This is a genomic window from Paenibacillus sp. 11B, from assembly GCF_030487755.1.
Taxonomy (GTDB): domain Bacteria; phylum Bacillota; class Bacilli; order Paenibacillales; family Paenibacillaceae; genus Paenibacillus; species Paenibacillus vandeheii.
The window spans coordinates 285,781-303,893 of the sequence record NZ_JAUKNS010000001.1; the positions used below are offsets into that span (position 1 = coordinate 285,781).

Here is an 18,113-nt window from a genome sequence, read left to right on the forward strand (position 1 = left end):
CTTTTCTCTATAGTGAGTATACCAAAGGTAGATGGAAGGAAAGAGCTTTGCCATTGTTTTTCCACAATTACACCAATATTGTGCCACACTCCTTCGGTAAATTGATAACTGTAAGACAAACCAAACCATAAGGAGTGTTACGAAATGAACTACAGTTTGAAATTCAGAAATGTTGCCCTGTCCGCCCTGCTGCTCACTGCGATCTCTGCACCGGTTGTCGCGAATGCCGACAGTGATGCAAACGCCAATGCTGCCACAAACGGAACAGCTACTTTGAAAGAAGCCAAATTCTCCATTGCAGCCTTCACAATGGCCAATCCAGTGGAACTGGCTAAAAAATACGCACCAGATACCGTAAGCGAATGGGAAAAAACGTTGGCCAATTATGATAAACTTCTTTCACAGACTTCTATGTCCGCTGGATTGGCCAGTTTGGTTGCTGTTGACATAGACTCTGACCAATGGAAGGGAACTTCCGAGAACGCCAAACCAGATGAGATGAAAGAAATGCAGACTTTGAAGATTGAGGGAGTAAAGGCCGTAAAAGCCGAACAAATACCTCATTCCGAAAGCAAGAACACCCTGTCTTTTTCGATCACCACAAGTAGTGCTGATCTGAAGAAATTAGTGGAAAACGCCAAACCTGGAGAGGCAGTAGCCATCAGCACCGTGGAACTTGACGAACAAACAACCGGAGTAACAAGCGCGGTAATCGCTGATGCAGAAACGTTTCAAATCAGCGGTGTTGATCCTACTGCCAGTGCATTCTTCAAAGCTCAGACTAACTTGAATAATGCTGTATCTGCCAAGGATTCAGCCGCAATCAAGACTTCTCTTGCCGAGCTGTTGAAGCAATATAAGGCACAAATTGTCGAACTGGAAGCTAATCAAGAGTAAACATAGAGATACATTTCCCGTCTCCTACATCAGTAAGCAAAGCTGGAAATCTCCATACGCTACAGAATGACCGGACGCCAACAACCAGCAAGCCTCCATATGGAGGCCTGCTGGTTGTTGGTTTATTGACTATAAGAAGAGCCTTTACTATTCGGTTTATTGTTCATTAACCCGGGTAACTACAAACGGCTCGTTCAGCGCCTGCAGAGCAGTGGTTAGTTCTTCAGCCGAAAGTCTGCCGCCAGCCGATATATGATATTGAAACTCATAGAATCCACCCAAGGTCGCTTTGAAATTCGTTTCCCAGTAATTCGTCATCAGCCAGGCATACGCTTCCGGTTGGGCATCAGATGCTTGCTGGGTGTGGACCTTTCTAGGCCCGTAATCCAGTGTTCCCCATTGAACAAGCGGCGTGTCCGGTACGGCAAGCAGCAAGCTGCGCTCGTTATCCTGCCAGGCGATGCCCGCCTGCACGGAGGAATAATCCAGGCAGGTTCCCGGAATCTGATCCTTCCAGGGGCGAACGAGGCCTCCCGGCTTATCGGCAAACAGGGTAACCGGCCCACTTCCTCCCGGGGTGAACGGCAGAGCCAGATATACGTTCTCCGGATTCCAAACACTTTCTTTATGGAACCGTGCCGAAATGTCCATTCTGTTTTGACGGGTATATATCCGCAGGAACAGTGAAAAATAGGCGATGCCTTTTAGCTGATAACCAAGCTCAACAGTAGCATACAGCGGTCCGTTATCTACCGCGCGGATAGAGATGAGCTGACCGACCGAACGCTCCACGTTTATACCCTTACGGTTGCGTCCCATTTTTGAACGGACACTCCATACCTGAGAAGCATCCAAAGGGTTCGACGGATTTGTCACCTCATAGATGGGTGTGAACGCCCCATACAGATCACCCGCTTGCATCAGATCGCGGCCTGTCTCCTTATCAATCCACGACACGATGCCGCGTTCTTTGGACCAAGTCAAGCGTACAAAAGGCGACTCCAGCCCGTTTTGAAAAACAGAGATCGGCCCTTGCAGCCCGCCCGGTGTTAAGGTGTACATATCCTCCATGTCGTACACCTGATCAGCGCCGATCAGCTTCGAATTGGAAGTTGATGTTAAGGAAGAAGACCCCTGCTGTGCTGCCTGAAGCGGGCGCAGGATCAGTATGCAGCTCTCCATCCCTTGAAGTTTAAGCTCCGCAATAATCGTCTGCGCGTGGGTGGACTGCTTAATCAGCACCTCTCCCGTGTCCTCCCGGATCACCTCCACTCCGTTCAACAGTTCATCCGGTTCCCAGCCTTCGAGCTTCAGCTCAACTAACTCGGTAACCTCTCGCTCGGACAGGTTCGTGACCTTGAAGCGGTAAGGACGCCCCGGGTACAAGGTAGCAGCGTTATCGGCCAGCAGCACCTGATCCAGCGCCCGGTAAGCAAGCCTGCTTGCCTCTGCAGCATGCGCCGTCTTGCGGACCTCCAGCAGCTGAACATTTTTGTGCCACGGTTCAAAAATAGAAGAATGATAACCCCATGTGTGTTCGGCATAGAGAGCCAGCGCCTGCTCCACAGCCTCAATTTCCTGGAGACTGACACTGTTTTGTTCGGGATCGAGCTTTTCCACCTTGCGGAGTGTCCGCTGTGCGTCCCGGTAAATCTGGGTGTGCATCGGTGTGGAGCTTACGCCATCCGACCACCAGTCCGGCCAATCCCCTTTATGCACCGGTAATCCATCTGTTCCTTCCTCCTTCAGCCGGGCAAAAAAGCCACTCAATGTGCTCATCTCTACGATAATTCTCTCACCGTTTTGCTGATTCCACGCTTCGATCCATTCTATGATTGCGCTGTTGGGCGATCCATTGTCTGTAGGCAGTCCGGACAGCATCACCGGCACAAAATCATACGGATACTGCTCGGCCTCAAGCTGGGCTAAATATCGATGGATGCGAGTATTGGCGATTTGATCGTGAATATTTGCCGGTTCAACAAGTCTATGGTTGAATTCATCACGAATCATGTATTTGCCCAGCGCACCAGGGCAGAAGCCGAGTTCGTTGCCAAGCATGTAGTGATCTCCATTCCAGACCAGCAGGCGTTCCCCGCTTGGGGCCTCCCACCAGAACGGAGAATGCTTGCGGCCCAGCGCATACATGCCGTGATGGGTATGTATACAGCTGAATAAATGCTGGATTCCGTTATCCAGCAGGCTGTCGGCATATCCCCAGCTGTAGCCATTGATATCCGCTGTCATCGCGCTGTCTATTTGGTGACCGATCGAGCCGGCATATGTCTGAGCCTTGCTGTGTATTTTGTTCAGCAACTGCTGGTCGGGAAGCTCAGTCATATTCAGATACGTGCCGGACAGCTCGATATCGCCGCGCCGCACGGCATCGGCAAATGCAGCTTTTTCCTCGTCCCCGGCCTGCTTCAGGAATTGTTCCACGGCCCAGAAGGTCTCACAGGTCCAGCGGAACCCTTTCCACTCGGGCTTTACGCCGTTTTGAGAATTATTAACAATACGCAGCGCCTGACAGATAAAGTCGACATGATATTGTTCAATCTTTTCCTGCCTGTCGGTATAACCAAGGTCTGTGTGAGAATGGTGAATGACGTATATTTTCCATTTTCGTTCAAGCGTCGGGATGGCGGCTTGCTTGATTTGTTGTTCGAGCGTCATATTTATTTTCTCCTTTGTTGGTCGAATAGGTATTTTTTACGAGCTGGAAAATCCCGTGAAACACGTGCTCCTGCATTTGCTTCTCATGGTACAGAGGAATCACCTCGGGCAAGAGCGCTTCTGAAAGCGCCTCGCCAAACAAATCATAGGTGCCCGCAATCTGTCCGCCCAGGATCAGACGGGCGGGGCGAAACTCTTCCACATACGGACGAAGCATTTCTCCTAGCCGCTGGCCGTAAAGCTGCCATACAAGGGTGGCGGAGGAACCCCCCTGTCTTGCCGCTATGGCCAGATCGTACACGTCTTCGCCCTCCTTTCGAGCATCATGGCTGTCCGCCAAAGCTAAAATCCCTCGGCTTCCGAACAGATCATCCACGGTTTCTCCCTTGTACTTCTCTGCATATAACATGCCTGAGTCAGGAATTCCCCATTTCCCGCTAACCATAGAGCCGTTCTCAACAAAGCCGGAGCCTAGGCCCGTTCCAAGGGTAAGGCACAGCAACCTGTCCTGTGGAAAAAGCCGACTGACCCCTAGGGCGAACATAGCAGCATCATTGCCAAAACAAATATTTGCGGCGGCAAGCCGGGTCATCCATGTAGGAGCAGAGTGTTCCGCTGCAAGTGCCGTTAATTTGCGCCGCAGCAGCGTTTTTAAATTGCGTTCATAGAGCTGCTCGTATTTATTCAATCCCTGAATACGGGAAACACCTGTTTCGTATTCAAAAGGCCCAGGGAAAGCAAAGCCGATATGAAAGTTGGGAAATCCGACCGCGGTCTCTTTATCGGAGCTAAGCTGCTCCATGTAGGCAACGTATCCGGCGGCAAGCTCCTGAATCACATCGGCCAGGTTGGCGGCAATTTCATACGCACTGCTGTTGGAGCGGGACGACCTTTTGACATAAAATTGAGGCAAAAGATCCCCGTCACTCAGTACGCCACCCTTCAAGAAAGTCCCGCCTGCATCAATGGCGATCGTGACGTCAGGATTCATAAGTGTCCACCAGATTTCCAGTGATGCGGAAGCAGAGGCATATTCCACTCTGGCGAAACCTGTGCCCGGATCAGGGTGCACGATCGGTCACCCAAAGACTCCATTCGGAAGCCTCCAACGGAGGCGGGAACGATATACGCTTCTGCGTACCCCCATTCCACAGCCGCTGCCTCATCATCAAGCGGAGTGAGCCTCACCCGGTCGCCTTCTACGAGGTTGAACATGACAAACTCTCCAAACGTATCGTCAATCCACTCTCCGTCCAGCTTTAATCTTTTGACCTGAAAAAGCAGATCCTCCCGTTCACCCAGCAGCTCTTCGCTGCTGGCTCCCTGTACCCGGCACTCCCTTGGAACCGCTATCAAATGTTCCTGAACGTATTGGGTGTCAAATTGTTCCTTCATGTTGGGTCTGGCATGATCGCTGTTGATCGGTCGCGGCCGACCGTCTCTATCGACCCGCAAATGGTCGTAAATTTTGAAGGTAAACCACCAGGTTGTCGAAGAGATCTCCAGCACCAGATTGTTTTTGCCCGAAAAATGTACGGCTCCAGGCGGGATCAGGAACAGGTCGCCCTTATTCGCATCTAGGATATTCACATATTCTTCGACCTTTAGCGGTTTTCCCGAGGAATGGGCGGATTCAACCGCCTGAAGCAGCTCCTCCCCGGTTGTTCCCTCCGTGAAGCCCAGCCCCACAAAAGGTTTGGCGCCCTCCTTCTGCTCCATAATGTAATAGGATTCCTGCTGTGTCATCGTTTCATTGAAGGTCTGCTCGATGTAAACCTGCTGAGGGTGGACCTGCACAGACAGATGATCCCCGTCTATCGTATCGAGATAATCAAACCGGATCGGAAAATAGTCACCGAACAGCCGTACATTTCGCTCCCCCATAATTGCCTCAGGATGAGCCGACAGAAGCAGTGGAAAAGGAAGATCCAATATAAAATCCCGATAGCCGATTAAAAGCGTGTTCTCCGGTGCGATCGGTTCAAAACCCCAGGCGCAGTTATTCCATTCCCGGGGCAGGCCGCACAGCTCTTTCAAATACTGTCCACCCCAAATTCCCGGTGCAAAGAATGGTTTTACTCGAAAAGGCTGCCGGGCTACTGAAGCCAACAGTCGGCGCAGCATGGGAACGGTGACCAGAACGGGCCGTTCCTGGTTGTTCGTATCCACATAGTAGTCAAAATCGTACAAGCGACGTCTCCGATATTCCTCCCAAACGGGCCACTCCAAAAACAACGCCTGTTTGTAGGTTTCAACCGTATCCCGACATGGGCCTAATCCTAGCGAACCCATCCCCTGCTGGTGCAGATACTGCTGAGCCTCTCTGGATAAGTCGCAAAAAAGAGAAACGTTGGCCGGAGCTGATACTCTAGAAAGGAAATCAGAGCCTGGCCCAAAGGTCACAACGATGGGGGCCAACTGATCTGCCTTGGGTGACTGGGCCTCTGCATTTTCAGCGGAATTATACAGCTGCAATTGATGTTCTACATCACTGAGCCAAACCGACTGAGCATCTGGCTGGAAATAATCCTCGACGCTGACGTCCGAGGCCACAACGCCAAAAGCCCGGTTATCCGTCAGGTAAGGGTGAAACTGCTGTAGCAAATCTGCTGAAGGTTTCAAATAATCAGCGCTATCTATTTCAATGATTATCCTGTTCTCCTGACGGCAGCGCGATCGGAGCTTTTCCAGACACTCGCTGAATGCGGCGCCATACGTACCGTCCATATTAATATAAAAGGGTAGCGAACTGCTCCGGGCACAGTCGGGCCAAATTTGACCAAGCCATTCTTCATACCCATTCCAGATCCCGGGTTCTGTCTCTTGGTCGGGCCGAAGCCGAATGAAATTGACTGGATTGGCATGAAAGGGCAAGGGGGCTATTCGGGGCATGTTTAAACCTCCAACTCTCTATCGATTTATGTCATCATTCTATAGGGAGTTGGAGATGGTGTCTTTAAACGATCAAGCTGTGTTTTTGTACAATCAGGACATTTGGGGTGGGTAATACATTTTGCCAGAACGGCCTTCGGCAAACTGAATGCGGCGGAATTTAGCCGGGGAAACGCCAAGCTCACGGGTAAATATTCGGGTAAAATAGTGTACGGATTGGAACCCGCACTGGATGGCGATATCTTTAATTGGCGTCTGTTCATTTAACAGGAGCCAAGCGGCATTCTGCACACGTCGTTCCTGAATGTAGTGGACGAAGGACTGCCCCAGATTCTCCTGAAACAATCGGGTTAGATGACGCGACGAAATGTGGAGGTGTCTCGACACCGTCATAAGTGTAAGCTCATTGATCAAATTATCATCAACATACCGTTTAGCCTGGCGGAACAACGTATTGGGTTCCACGGGTTGCTCTCCTGTATCGGCCGAGTCTGTTCTGGCAGGAACGTGCAAATCCGCTATGGATAACAGAAGAGAAGCGGAAATTTGCTTTACAGCAAGAGGAAGAGTTGCCCCGGGTAAGTCGAAAGAAGCGATGAGCGCTTGCCATAAATGCCCAGTCGGCGTAAGGTCCGCTTGCTGGGCTACGCTTTGCCCAAGCTCGGCAAGACGACGGAAGGATTCGGTATAATAAGCATCGGTGTGTGCTTCATCCAGTTCAAAAGCAACATAACAAAGCGTCAACCCAGTCTGGCTGCGGATTTGATGCCATGTGCCTGGAAGAGATAGAAAAGCTGTTCCTTTAGTTAAAGCGTAATGCTGATTCTGTTCTATGTAGCTTCCTTCACCGTCCACCACATAACAGGCCTCGAAAAAGGAATGCCGGTGGAAGGCATTGTCGAAATGATCGGGCATGAATCCCCAGTACAAAATGGATAAGGAAAGCCCCGTCTGCTCCACTTTTGTAATATAACGATTGCATATGTGATTGGCCCGGCGAAAGCTGGCTTCGATGGTCATGACGATCCTCTCCCTTCAAGCTCTCATTATACGTTTGCATAGCCAAAAGGCAAACCGGAAGTCGGTCTGCCCTTTTGAATATTTTTAAACTAGGTAAATCAGATTTGTCCGTTGAGAAATACGTTAATAATCTGCTAAATAAAACAGCTGCCTCAGCTCGCGTCAGATTACATTTCGGATTTAGTCGTCGTATCGGAGACCTCTGGCAAATGAGTTTTGATTTTGGAAAGAAAAGTGGTACCCGCAATCATGAAATCATCAATTATTCAAAACAGAGGAATGAACTCTTGTTATATTTCAACGCAATGCTTTCCGAAACCGAAAGAAGTAAAGGCTAAAATAAAAAAAAGCCGCTAAATTAGCGACTTTTTCTGGTATATGTTTTGTACCGCAAATATCCCTATTACCCATCTCTATAATCTACGAATCTATTGACGGTGAACAAGAACTTGTACTTGTGTACCGCCCTTTTGATCCCCAGCAATTTACACAATAAGAAAATGTTATAAAGGAATTGAGTGTCCATCTGCAGAAAAGCGCGTCTCAATCTCCAACGATCAAGTTATTAATAGCAAGATACCGACCTTCAAGTCGCTATCTTGCTATTAATAGTACCTCGTTTACTCTAAGCTCTCTATGCAGTATAACCACGTGAGCCTTGAGTAGGTGGATTCCATTCTTCATCTTGTCCAGTCGTTCAAGCAGACGGTCATTACAATTAAGCGCCTCTTCAGCGCAATTGTCTTGCACGAAGGTCGCTCATGAAGTCTTCGGCAAGTTTAAGTGGGACCAGTTGTTCGGGATTGCGTCCGCTCAGAATCCAGAAAAATGTCGGTCCAATCAACAAGGCTGTGGCCTGATCGATTGGAATTGGAAGTGTGTCCTCCCCTAGCGCGCGCTCAATCACGACCCGGGCGCTGTCGCCGAGCAGGTCCTTCGCAGAGAGCAGTTCCCCCACGGCAGAGTCGTGCTGTGCTTCACCCAGGAGAGCCCGATAAGCGGCGCCTGCCGGCGAGTGCGTAAGGAAGCGAACGAGTGCTTCCAGGTACGCTCTTAGATCATCCAACGGAGTCCCTGTGGGACTAATCTCCAATTCTTCCTCGGCATCGGCTACACTGGCCTCGAAGAGGATTTCCGCTTTGTGTGACCACCAACGATACAAAGTCTGCCGGGACACTCCTGCTCTTTCGGAGATGCCCTTCATCGTCATTGCCGCATATCCGACCTCGACCAAGAGGTCATCAACCGCATCCAAAATAGCCGCCCTCGCTTGCTCACTTCGGGGACGACCGCCATGATAATGTTCTTTTTTCATGTCTCAACTATACACGGAGACAGTCCTCTTTGTCCAATTCCAAACCACATATGTGGACACAGTGTCTCGTATATGATATATTTTCGGTGCACGGTGACTCGAAACTGTGTCGATCATTTCAATTGATGCCCTAAGAGGGCTACGAAGGAGATAACAATTATTATGCGCATATCTACGGCTAGAGTGGCACATACGTACAACTGCCCAACAACATTGAACGGCAAAGTCGTCGAGCTCGCGAAGTCGTTCGCGGCTACACTCTCCTATGACCAGCTCCGCGATTTGAACCAGGACTATTCGCTGAGGAATGTAATGAACTGGTCGAACTATCCCCAGGCAACGATGGGTCACCACGGCCGAAACGGTCTGCGGATCGGCACCCTCTCGGAAGAACAATGGACATCGCTGAACGTCTTACTCGCGGCGGCTACCGGTTCAGGCAAGAACAAGGGCTATGACGAGATCCAACAGATCCTTAATGCCGACGACTATCTTCGTGATTACGGTGTGACCCGGGACTACGGGCGGGAGAACTTCTACGTTGCCTTCCTTGGTACGCCATCCGATTCGGGGACATGGGAGCTGCAATTCGGCGGACACCACCTCGCAGTCGCCAACACTTACACAGATGGTAACCTCGTTGGAGCAACCCCCTCGTTCCGTGGTATTGAACCGTTCTCGACCTTCGAGTACAACGGCATAAGCAATCAACCCCAGCAGCAGGCACAGAGAACATTCGTAGCTCTACTCGCCTCATTTGACAATGACCAGTTAGCCTTATCCAGACTCCGCGACAAGTACCGGGATCTCTTGCTGGGCCCAGGCAAGGATTGGGCGTTCCCTACGACGGCTGAGGGCATTCGGGGTTCCGAATTACGCGAAGACCAGAGAGCCCTGCTGCTAGCAGCGATTGAAACCTATGTCAGCAGCATCGACGACGAGAACGCTGCGAGAATCCTCGCTGGCTATGAGGACGAGCTCGATTTCACGTACGTCGCTTATTCGGGCTCAACCTCCGTGAGTAAACCGAAGGACTATATCCGTATCGACGGTCCTTCGGTGTGGATCGAGTTTTCTATGCACAGCGGTATAATCCTTTCAGACCCACATCCACACGCTGTGTGGCGCGACAAGAACACGGACTATGGTGGGAATGCCTTCTAAAACAAACTTGCCCATTGGCGATCACGCAACACTGATTGATGATGCTCCAAACCCGCTCGTCACTAAGCCGACATTCGCTCACGTCATGCATCCATAGGTCTTCCCACGCGTCTTGTCCCTACTCCAAAATAATTACTAGACACATTGTATTGTAACTGTTATATTAAGTTACACAGTGTCTCGTAATTGTCAGAAGCGGACATTGTCGTGAATCCTGACAATGCGAGTAACCGTAAAAAAATATGAAGTGTAGCCTGTGGAAGGGCTACAAGGAGGTAACACAGATGAATGTATTTATTACTGGAGCAACGGGATGGATTGGATCGGCCACCGTAGATGAGTTGCTGAGAGCAGGCTACAAGGTCGTCGGACTGGCTCGGTCGGACGTCTCTGCGGCTTCACTTGAAGAAAAAGGCGCGACTGCACTGCGCGGGGATCTCGATGACCTCGACGTCCTCCGCCGGGGGGCGTCCGAAGCTGAGGCTGTCATCCACCTGGCGAACAAGCATGACTGGGCGAATCCTACGGAGTCGGATCGTGCTGAACGGGCTGCAGTCGAAACTCTCGCCGAGACACTGATCGGTACTGACCGGCCTTTCATAGTCGCTAATGCCATCTCCGGTCTGGTTCAAGGGCGTCCGGTGTTGGAGGTTGACCCGTCCCCAGCTGTGGGCCCGGGCTCTGACAGGGGCGGCTCCGAGAATCTTGCTCTCGACTACGTTGGTCGCGGAGTGCGGACCATTATCACCCGGTTCGCTCCAACCGTCCACGGGACTGGAGATTGGGGATTCATTAATTTCCTAATGTCCGCAGCCCGCAAGCAGGGCGTGTCCGGGTACATCGGTGACGGTTCCAACGCTTGGTCTGCAGTGCACCGTTCCGACGCAGCCCGGCTCCTCCGGCTGGGACTCGAAAAGGCGCCGGCCGGATCGCGTCTACATGCGATCGCAGAGGAAACCATCACCACTCGAGCGATCGCCGAAGCAATCGGGCGCACCCTCGACATCCCGGTAGCCTCGATTGCAGCAGAAGACGCCGATGCGCACTTCGGATTGGTCGGCAGCTTCTTTAAACTATCCATGACCGGCTCCAGTGCACATACTCGCGAACTTCTCGGATGGACGCCAGCTTCGCCAACTCTGATTGATGACATCATGGCTGGTGCGTACAAGCATGTCGGAAAACCATAAGTGCCCCAAAGATAGTTTCTCCAGTTGCCGTGAAAACGTCACGACAACGGGGGCTGATTCTGGCCTGCGTTTGCGTGTGTATCATCCTGGTCGTTGGCCTTGTTGCCGCCATCAATCTGGCGGTTCCAATGCTCTCGGTCAGCGGGCTGCATCCGAGTTCATCGGAGCTGCTGTGGATCGTTGACGCAAGTGTCATCGTCTTCGCTTGCCTGGTTACTCCGGGCGGTGCGGCCGTTCACCACTTTTTGTCACTTTATAATTTCCTTTAATCCCAATATTATGGATACATCAATACGATAATGTTCTTGTCATCCTACATTAAAAGATCCGATTGCGCTCAGAATCAGCAATCGGATCTTTTGTATAATAATTATTGTTCAGCCAATTTCAGAAAATACTCTGAGGCCAGACGGACAGCCAGGATACTCGCACTATTGAGGGAATTATCAAATATAACAACACGGTTGTTTTTTACAGCCTCCAGTGAATTCCATACCTTCGAAGATTCCTTTTCCTTCACTGCTGCCTTTGCAACGTCAATATCATGCTGGATAATAATATAATCGGGATTCATGTCGTATAGCCCTTCCAGCGTAAGCGACTCACCACCCTCAGGATACCCCTTCGGTGCCAACAACCCAAAGCCCGCAGTTTGATTATAGTACATTGTATTTTTAGATCCTTGAGCATAAAAATTTGCTTTTCCATCAACCCGCAACAAGGCAAAGGTCTTATCCTCAAGAGTACCTAAATGCTTTTTCGTATTTGCTATCATTTCTTGGGTTTCCTTAATCAGTTCTTTCGCCAACTTCTCTTTTTCAACAACTTCAGCAAGAAGCATCGTCGTTTTGTCCCAGGTATCCGTGTAGTCGATTAAGATGACTGGAGCAATCTTGTTCAACTCATCATAAATGGTGTCCACAGACCCCTTGAAGGTTACAATTACATCAGGCTGAGCGGTAATAATCTTTTCCAAATTCGCTGAGTCGCTTCCCAAATCAATAATATCAGCAGATTTGGCGTAAGGCTGTAACGTAGCAAACTTTTCCAATGCTTCCCCCGCGCTGATTGATGCGATTGGAGGAGTATCCAAAGCAAAAAAGTAATCCAAGTATAAGGGATGAAGCACCGCTATACGCTCTGGTCGTTTCTCAAGCACCACTCCATTGTCGCTGGCATCCTTAATGGTTCTTGGCCATCCTTCACCCTCGATCTTGCTGGGTTCAGGAGTAACTGCAACGGGCGTTTCGGAACATCCAGCCAGTATCCCCCCTGCAAATACAATTACAGATAAAATCAATCCTGTTAGTCTTTTCATATGTTCTCCCCTACGATACGTTATCCATATTGTGTGTACCCATGCTCTCGCTCTAAAAATAAAAAAACAGTAATGACCTATGAACCCTCCAAATGATCACGCAACGTTTCCCCGGTATATTCACTTCTGAACAAACCTCTTTCAACCAACTTTGGAATCAGCTTTTCAAAGAATATCTTCATCGATTTTTCTGAACCGCCTGGCAGGGCGATGAACCCATCTATAGCACCAGCCTCAACCCGCTCAATAATATCATTCATTACCGTCTTGACTGTCCCCACAGATACCCAATGGGCAGATCCGACAACCTCCGGCCGGTCCAGAATCTCCTTCACTGTAGGCTGATATTTTGTAATATATCGACGCAACAGCTCAGCATGTGTACGGCTGCGGACAGCATGATCAGGATCTGGAAGCATATCTTCGGTTACGCGTTGATCCAAGGAACAACCACTTAAATCCAGGCCCATTAACGATTGGAGAGAGGCATGTCTGCGCTCAAGACTTAAATGGGCATGAGCAGCCTTATGTAATTCAAGCGCTTCTTCGTGCGTATCGGCAAGGAAAAAATATAACCCCGGCAAAACTTTAATCGTGTTCGGATCGCGCCCATGTTCTACAGCCCTTTTTCTCAAATCACTTCGCAATTCCACGCCTGATTCCAGATCTGGCATTGCCGCAAAAATAGCATCCGCTACGGAAGAGGCAAAATTCCGTCCAATATCCGAAGCTCCCGCTTGAAACAAAGGAATGCTTCCCGATGGATGAGAAGGTAGAGTTAACGGCCCTTTTACGCTGAAAAATTCACCGGAATGATGAATAGCATTCACTTTTTCCTTATCAGAAAACATGCCTGACTCACGGTCAATAACGATAGCCTCACTCGGAAAACTATCCCAAAGTTTGCATACCACATCCGTAAATTCTATTGCCTTCGCATACCGTTCTTCCGGGGATGGCATTGGAGAGTTGCCGAAATTATCGGCGCCCTCAATAGAAGTGACAATATTCCAGCCGGCACGTCCATTGCTTAGCCAGTTCAAGGATTGAAGCTGCCGAGCAACAATATACGGTGGATTAAACGTCGTAGAAATGGTCGTAACCAGTCCGATCCGATCGGTTTCACGAGCTATAGCTGCAAAAAACAAAGTAGGGTCCGGGCTGCCGAAATTAGAAGAATCGCCTAACATCTGCGGGCTAATATATAGATAATCCGCTCTGAAAAGAAAATCGAGCTTTGAGTTCTCCGCCATTTTCGCCCAATGAATATAATAGTCAATGGATCCCGTTTGCTCCACTCCGCTATCCCGGTGTCGCCACCCGTCGCCTTTATTCCACGTTGCATTTAAGGACAATCCAATACATAGTTGTCTGTTTGAACTCATTTCTACCAACCTTTCTTATCATTGATTTGCTCCTAGAAAGCCCTCCGGTCAAATCCAGCCTCTATTTAATAATAATAATAATGATTCTCATTATCAAAACAAAGTTTAGCAAGGATTTAATCAAATTTGAATACACAAGTTACAAATCCGATATGCACAATTATCTAAACTTTGGTTGAGTGGCAAAAGGTCAAGTTCTTGTTTATCTTTAAAGACACGAAAAAAGCCGCATTAACGCGGCTTGTATCTTTTAATGCTCTAACTTGTGTCATCTATACTGTTTGCTCCCCAGTTGTCTCGGTTCGATTCCATCTCTAAATCAGTCTTATAATCAAAGTAACTCCAGAGCTTTCAACAAAGCGTACTCACTAGAGGTGGCACCTATTTGAGAAAAATGTGCATTCGGAAACATTGGAGCCAAATGATGATATCCAGGGAGTACTTGCAATTCGATTAAGACACCATCAAAGGCAAGTTGTTTGGCAAATGTAAATCGTCTCTCCCTAGACATACTCTTGAATCATTATAATTAACTTTTCAGGCAATATTTTTTTAGCGTTTGTATATTTCACTCTGCTTCATTCCTTATTTTAGAAAATAAGGTGCAAAACCAATACATTAGAAAAGCTTATTTAGCGTTAGAAAAGATTTACCCCCATGCAAAGTATATAATCACTTCGGACCATCTCAAGATTAAAAGTTAGTCGTTCCTATGGATATATTTAATTAACTTTACTTTACTGGTATCGATATCGAATGTAATAAACTCTTTTGCATTTGGAGGATTGTGTGGACCGTAGTACGTGTTGACTTCAACAATCACTCGAAAGGCATAAGCTCCAGGGAATCTCCTTTTTAGTTCTAGAACCTTCATTTCATATAAACCATAACTTGGCTGCGGCTTGTGAATTTTTTGATAATACTGATTAATCGCCAGCTGTATGGATGGATTAAGTAAAGTTAACGATAAAGACTTATACTCCTCCTCATTCACTGTACCATGCTCTGCATATGCTGATGCGCTTAGGCTTAGCGTTAGAATACAACTAACAACTATAATTAATACTTTTCTCATGTCCTCCACTCCTTCTTCCTTAGTATCCCTAATCGACCAGTTTCTTTCCCCATTAAGTTTCTCAATGGTTGATTTTTTTAACATAAGTCAACGACAAGTCGCTTGGGAGTTGATTTTATAAACCGTATAATCATAATCAGAGGTGATGTTGAATGAACGAAATTAATTTATCATCGATTCTTGTAGCAAAACGCAGAGAAAAAGGATTAACACAGGATGCGGTTGCTGCATTTATCGGTGTTTCCAAAGCGTCTGTTTCCAAGTGGGAAACGGGACAAAGCTATCCTGATATCACATTTCTTCCACGCCTTGCGGCCTATTTTAACATCAGCATTGAAGAATTGATGGGCTATTCCCCGCAAATGGAGCAGTCGGACATCGCGAATCTCTACACCCGACTCGCTAATGATTTTGCTTCTCTCCCTTTTGATGAGGTGATTGCAGAATGTACGGCGATCATCAAAAAATATTACGCCTGCTTTCCACTCTTATTGCAGATGGTCAGGCTGTACACAAATCACTTCACGCTGGCGAGAACACAAGAGCAAAAAGAGGTGCTTCTTAACGAAGCCGTGACGCTATGTGAACGGATTCAAACCGAAAGTGGCGATATGCAGCTTTCGAGCGATGCGGTTTTGTATCAATCCGTTTGTTTTCTATCGCTAAGGAGTCCGCAGCGGGTCTTAGATTACTGGGGGAGACCGTCCGGCCCATGATGCCAAAGGGCGCGTTAATTTCACAGGCATATCAGCATATGGGCAATATCAGCAAAGCCAAAGAAACCTTGCAGGCTGAACTGTATCAGCACGTAATGGCAGTCTTTCAAGGGCTGCTGAACGTCCTCCAATTCAATATGGATCATATCGAAAAAGCCGAAGAAGCTTTTAAGAAAGCGTCGGATTTTGCACGGATTTTTGATATGAAACGGCTAAATCCAAACAATGTCGTCCTGCTTTACGCACTAGGCGCTCATCTATATTGTGTGAACAAATTTCCTGAGAAATCGATTGAACTCCTTGAAAAATATGTGGATACCTGCGTGGAAGGCTTCTTTCCTTTTGAGCTTCGTGGAGATTCCTTCTTTGATCTGATTGATCCGTGGCTGAAAGATTTCGACGTCACCGCTCCCCGCAGCGAGCAGGTTATCAAGGATAGCATGATGAGGGATGTTCTAATGAATCCAGCGTTCAATTCGTTACGTGAAGTACCCGAGTATCAAAGACTAATTCAAAAAATGAATCATTTTTTGCAAGAAAAAAGTTGATCGGAGGTTATGGGTATGAATGAGAAGCTAATCATTGGCCAAGAAACGAAATATCCTTTGAATGGCATTTTGTCATTGCCAGAGAATTGCTCATCCAAAGTTCCAGCCGTGGTATTGGTGCATGGCTCTGGCCCTGCGGATATGGATGAAAAAGTCGGCAATAACTACCCTTTTAAAGACCTTGCCGATGGGTTGTCGGAAAAAGGAATTGCTGTGCTGCGATACGATAAAAGAACATTCGTCTACGGAAAAGAAATGAAAAACGAAACCGGATTATCCGTTAAAGAAGAAACCATGGAAGATGCTATCCTTGCTGCTGATTTATTACGTAAAGACTCACGTATTGATTCAAACCAAATATTTATTATCGGTCATAGCTTAGGCGGGATGTTAGCTCCACGAATTGATGCAGAAGGTGGACATTTTGCTGGTATCATTATTATGGGTGGGTCTCCACGAAGATTAGAAAAAATTTTGATGGACCAAAATAACGATGTTTTAGCGTCGTTGAATATGTTTTTGAAAATGATTGCTAAGAAACAAATCGCAGCACTATCATCCAAGTTTGATAAAATCTATACGTTAAGTGATGAAGAAGCAAAATCAACTGTAGTTTTGGGGAAATATTCGAGAGCCTACTACTTCAAAGAGATGGGAGAACATCCATCCATTCATTACCTCAACGTATTAGATAAACCCGTACTCATTTTGCAGGGAGATCGAGATTTCCATGTATCCGTAGACAAAGATTTTAAGGCTTACAAAGACTTATTATGTGAAAAGCCAAATGTAACGTTTAAACTTTACCCCAACTTAAATCATTTATTTATGCCAGCTGTTTACGGTGAAATATTAAAAATGAAAAAAGAGTATAAAGTTGTGCAGCATGTTGATAAGAAAGTGATAAATGACATTTCCAACTGGATTCTTTCCATTTAGGAAAAACAGCCAAACCTGTTGGACGTTTATTCAATTCAATAACCTACTGATTTCTTCAAAACTTCTATACTTTCCTGAAGGAACGATTGATTTTTTTCAACTCCTCTGTTTTCACACCAAGAAACGGCGCTAAAAGCATCGTAAAAATTATAAAATGGCAATACGAGTTCGAGATTTAACATCGTACGAATCGTTTCATAACCTTCAATGTACGGGGATTTTGTTCTCGGGTTCACTTCCCAAATATATCTATTGATTTTAGTGAAATCTATTTCAGTGGAGCCACCGCGAGCACTCTCGAAATCAATAATACCTGCAACCTTGTTACCGTTCACCAGTATATTGCCTGGTCTAAAATCCATATGTACAAAACATGGTCCGTCAGGATCTGGTAAAGCAGAGAAATCACCATCAAAATGAAGAATGCAACGTTCATACAATGCTGAATCGAGGAGCTCTTTACAGGGCTCTTTCCACTTTTCAAAATTACTTTTGATGTGTAGACGCCAATTATTTTGGTCAAAAAAATGAAAGCCGCCGGCTGAATGATAACCATATCCTGACGTTTTCACCTCATGGAGCATTGCATGATACACCCCCATTTGAAAAGATAGCTTTTCATCAATATTTTCTGTACAAGGTACACCTTGAATTGCTGAGAGAAGCAACGCCCCCGTAGTCATTTCATCCCCATACCAAATGTCCAATACCTTAGGAACAGGTAATACGCCCTTCAATGTTTCGAGCATCTGAAATTCACGAAAAAGCTTATCCTTGTTAAATGGAATCTTTACATAAACGTCTTCTCCATTAGCAAGAGTAAGTTTATATACATCCGAACTAAATGATTCCGGAACATCTTCAATATTTAAGACGTTCAACTTTAGCTTTTCTATAACGTTTAGAATGGAACTCATATGGAACCTCCTCTATTTGGTGCTCTAATATAAATCAGCGAGCCTGTTTGATGTGGCTCGCTGA

General features: G+C 47.3%; 16 protein-coding genes. 7 read left to right on the forward strand and 9 right to left on the reverse strand.

The genetic code is table 11. The annotated features are described in order from the left end of the window. Window positions 1–144: 144 nt before the first annotated feature. Entirely contained in the window at window positions 145–897 is a 753-nt protein-coding gene (locus Q0V21_RS01250) for a hypothetical protein (protein ID WP_301877185.1), read from the forward strand. Between the two features lie 156 nt (window positions 898–1,053). Here the strand turns inward: Q0V21_RS01250 and Q0V21_RS01255 are convergent, their stop codons facing one another. The 5 genes from Q0V21_RS01255 to Q0V21_RS01275 form a co-directional block, all read right to left on the reverse strand. Continuing rightward, complete coding sequence (locus tag Q0V21_RS01255; protein ID WP_301877186.1) at window positions 1,054–3,570, reverse strand: glycoside hydrolase family 38 N-terminal domain-containing protein; 2,517 nt, start codon at window positions 3,568–3,570, stop codon at window positions 1,054–1,056. Beyond that, on the reverse strand, window positions 3,524–4,561 hold the full coding sequence (locus Q0V21_RS01260) for an ROK family protein (protein ID WP_301877188.1): 1,038 nt from the start codon (window positions 4,559–4,561) through the stop codon (window positions 3,524–3,526). Before Q0V21_RS01260 ends, Q0V21_RS01255 begins: the two co-directional genes overlap by 47 nt. Continuing rightward, entirely contained in the window at window positions 4,558–6,462 is a 1,905-nt protein-coding gene (locus Q0V21_RS01265) for a class I mannose-6-phosphate isomerase (protein ID WP_301877195.1), read from the reverse strand. The genes Q0V21_RS01260 and Q0V21_RS01265 overlap by 4 nt, the downstream gene beginning before the upstream one ends. A gap of 93 nt (window positions 6,463–6,555) precedes the next feature. Further along, on the reverse strand, window positions 6,556–7,482 hold the full coding sequence (locus Q0V21_RS01270) for a helix-turn-helix transcriptional regulator (RefSeq protein ID WP_301877197.1): 927 nt from the start codon (window positions 7,480–7,482) through the stop codon (window positions 6,556–6,558). Window positions 7,483–8,212: 730 nt separating this feature from the next. After that, window positions 8,213–8,797 carry a TetR/AcrR family transcriptional regulator gene (locus Q0V21_RS01275; protein WP_301877198.1) on the reverse strand — a complete coding sequence of 195 codons (585 nt, stop codon included), beginning with the start codon at window positions 8,795–8,797 and terminating at the stop codon, window positions 8,213–8,215. Between the two features lie 162 nt (window positions 8,798–8,959). Here Q0V21_RS01275 and Q0V21_RS01280 point away from each other — a divergent pair, with 162 nt between their 5' ends. The 3 genes from Q0V21_RS01280 to Q0V21_RS01290 all read left to right on the forward strand — a co-directional run bounded on the left by Q0V21_RS01280 (window position 8,960) and on the right by Q0V21_RS01290 (window position 11,335). Beyond that, complete coding sequence (locus tag Q0V21_RS01280) at window positions 8,960–9,961, forward strand: DUF3500 domain-containing protein (protein ID WP_301877200.1); 1,002 nt, start codon at window positions 8,960–8,962, stop codon at window positions 9,959–9,961. Window positions 9,962–10,245: 284 nt separating this feature from the next. Further along, the gene (locus Q0V21_RS01285; protein ID WP_301877201.1) at window positions 10,246–11,151 is read left to right on the forward strand and encodes an SDR family oxidoreductase; all 906 of its coding nucleotides are present in this window, start codon (window positions 10,246–10,248) and stop codon (window positions 11,149–11,151) included. Continuing rightward, entirely contained in the window at window positions 11,135–11,335 is a 201-nt protein-coding gene (locus Q0V21_RS01290) for a hypothetical protein (protein ID WP_301247696.1), read from the forward strand. Before Q0V21_RS01285 ends, Q0V21_RS01290 begins: the two co-directional genes overlap by 17 nt. 186 nt (window positions 11,336–11,521) lie before the next feature. Here the strand turns inward: Q0V21_RS01290 and Q0V21_RS01295 are convergent, their stop codons facing one another. The 3 genes from Q0V21_RS01295 to Q0V21_RS01305 form a co-directional block, all read right to left on the reverse strand. Then, window positions 11,522–12,469 carry an ABC transporter substrate-binding protein gene (locus tag Q0V21_RS01295; RefSeq protein ID WP_301877202.1) on the reverse strand — a complete coding sequence of 316 codons (948 nt, stop codon included), beginning with the start codon at window positions 12,467–12,469 and terminating at the stop codon, window positions 11,522–11,524. Window positions 12,470–12,546: 77 nt separating this feature from the next. Continuing rightward, window positions 12,547–13,854, reverse strand: coding sequence for an NtaA/DmoA family FMN-dependent monooxygenase (locus tag Q0V21_RS01300; protein ID WP_301877203.1), 1,308 nt, complete (start codon window positions 13,852–13,854; stop codon window positions 12,547–12,549). A gap of 700 nt (window positions 13,855–14,554) precedes the next feature. Continuing rightward, entirely contained in the window at window positions 14,555–14,929 is a 375-nt protein-coding gene (locus Q0V21_RS01305) for a DUF3888 domain-containing protein (protein ID WP_301247699.1), read from the reverse strand. Window positions 14,930–15,081: 152 nt separating this feature from the next. Between Q0V21_RS01305 and Q0V21_RS01310 the strand changes: the two genes are divergently transcribed. Genes Q0V21_RS01310 through Q0V21_RS01320 form a run of 3 tightly spaced genes read left to right on the forward strand, consistent with a single transcriptional unit; the run spans window position 15,082 to window position 17,132 of the window. After that, window positions 15,082–15,645 carry a helix-turn-helix domain-containing protein gene (locus tag Q0V21_RS01310; RefSeq protein WP_301877204.1) on the forward strand — a complete coding sequence of 188 codons (564 nt, stop codon included), beginning with the start codon at window positions 15,082–15,084 and terminating at the stop codon, window positions 15,643–15,645. Further along, entirely contained in the window at window positions 15,642–16,193 is a 552-nt protein-coding gene (locus Q0V21_RS01315) for a tetratricopeptide repeat protein (RefSeq protein ID WP_301877205.1), read from the forward strand. Before Q0V21_RS01310 ends, Q0V21_RS01315 begins: the two co-directional genes overlap by 4 nt. Window positions 16,194–16,208: 15 nt before the next feature. Continuing rightward, window positions 16,209–17,132: an alpha/beta hydrolase family protein gene (locus Q0V21_RS01320; protein WP_301877206.1), complete on the forward strand. Its 924-nt coding sequence runs from the start codon at window positions 16,209–16,211 to the stop codon at window positions 17,130–17,132. A gap of 35 nt (window positions 17,133–17,167) precedes the next feature. On the opposite strand, the gene Q0V21_RS01325 is transcribed toward Q0V21_RS01320, so the two are convergent. Continuing rightward, window positions 17,168–18,049, reverse strand: a complete 882-nt coding sequence (locus Q0V21_RS01325) for a phosphotransferase family protein (RefSeq protein ID WP_301877208.1) — start codon at window positions 18,047–18,049, stop codon at window positions 17,168–17,170. Window positions 18,050–18,113 lie beyond the last annotated feature (64 nt).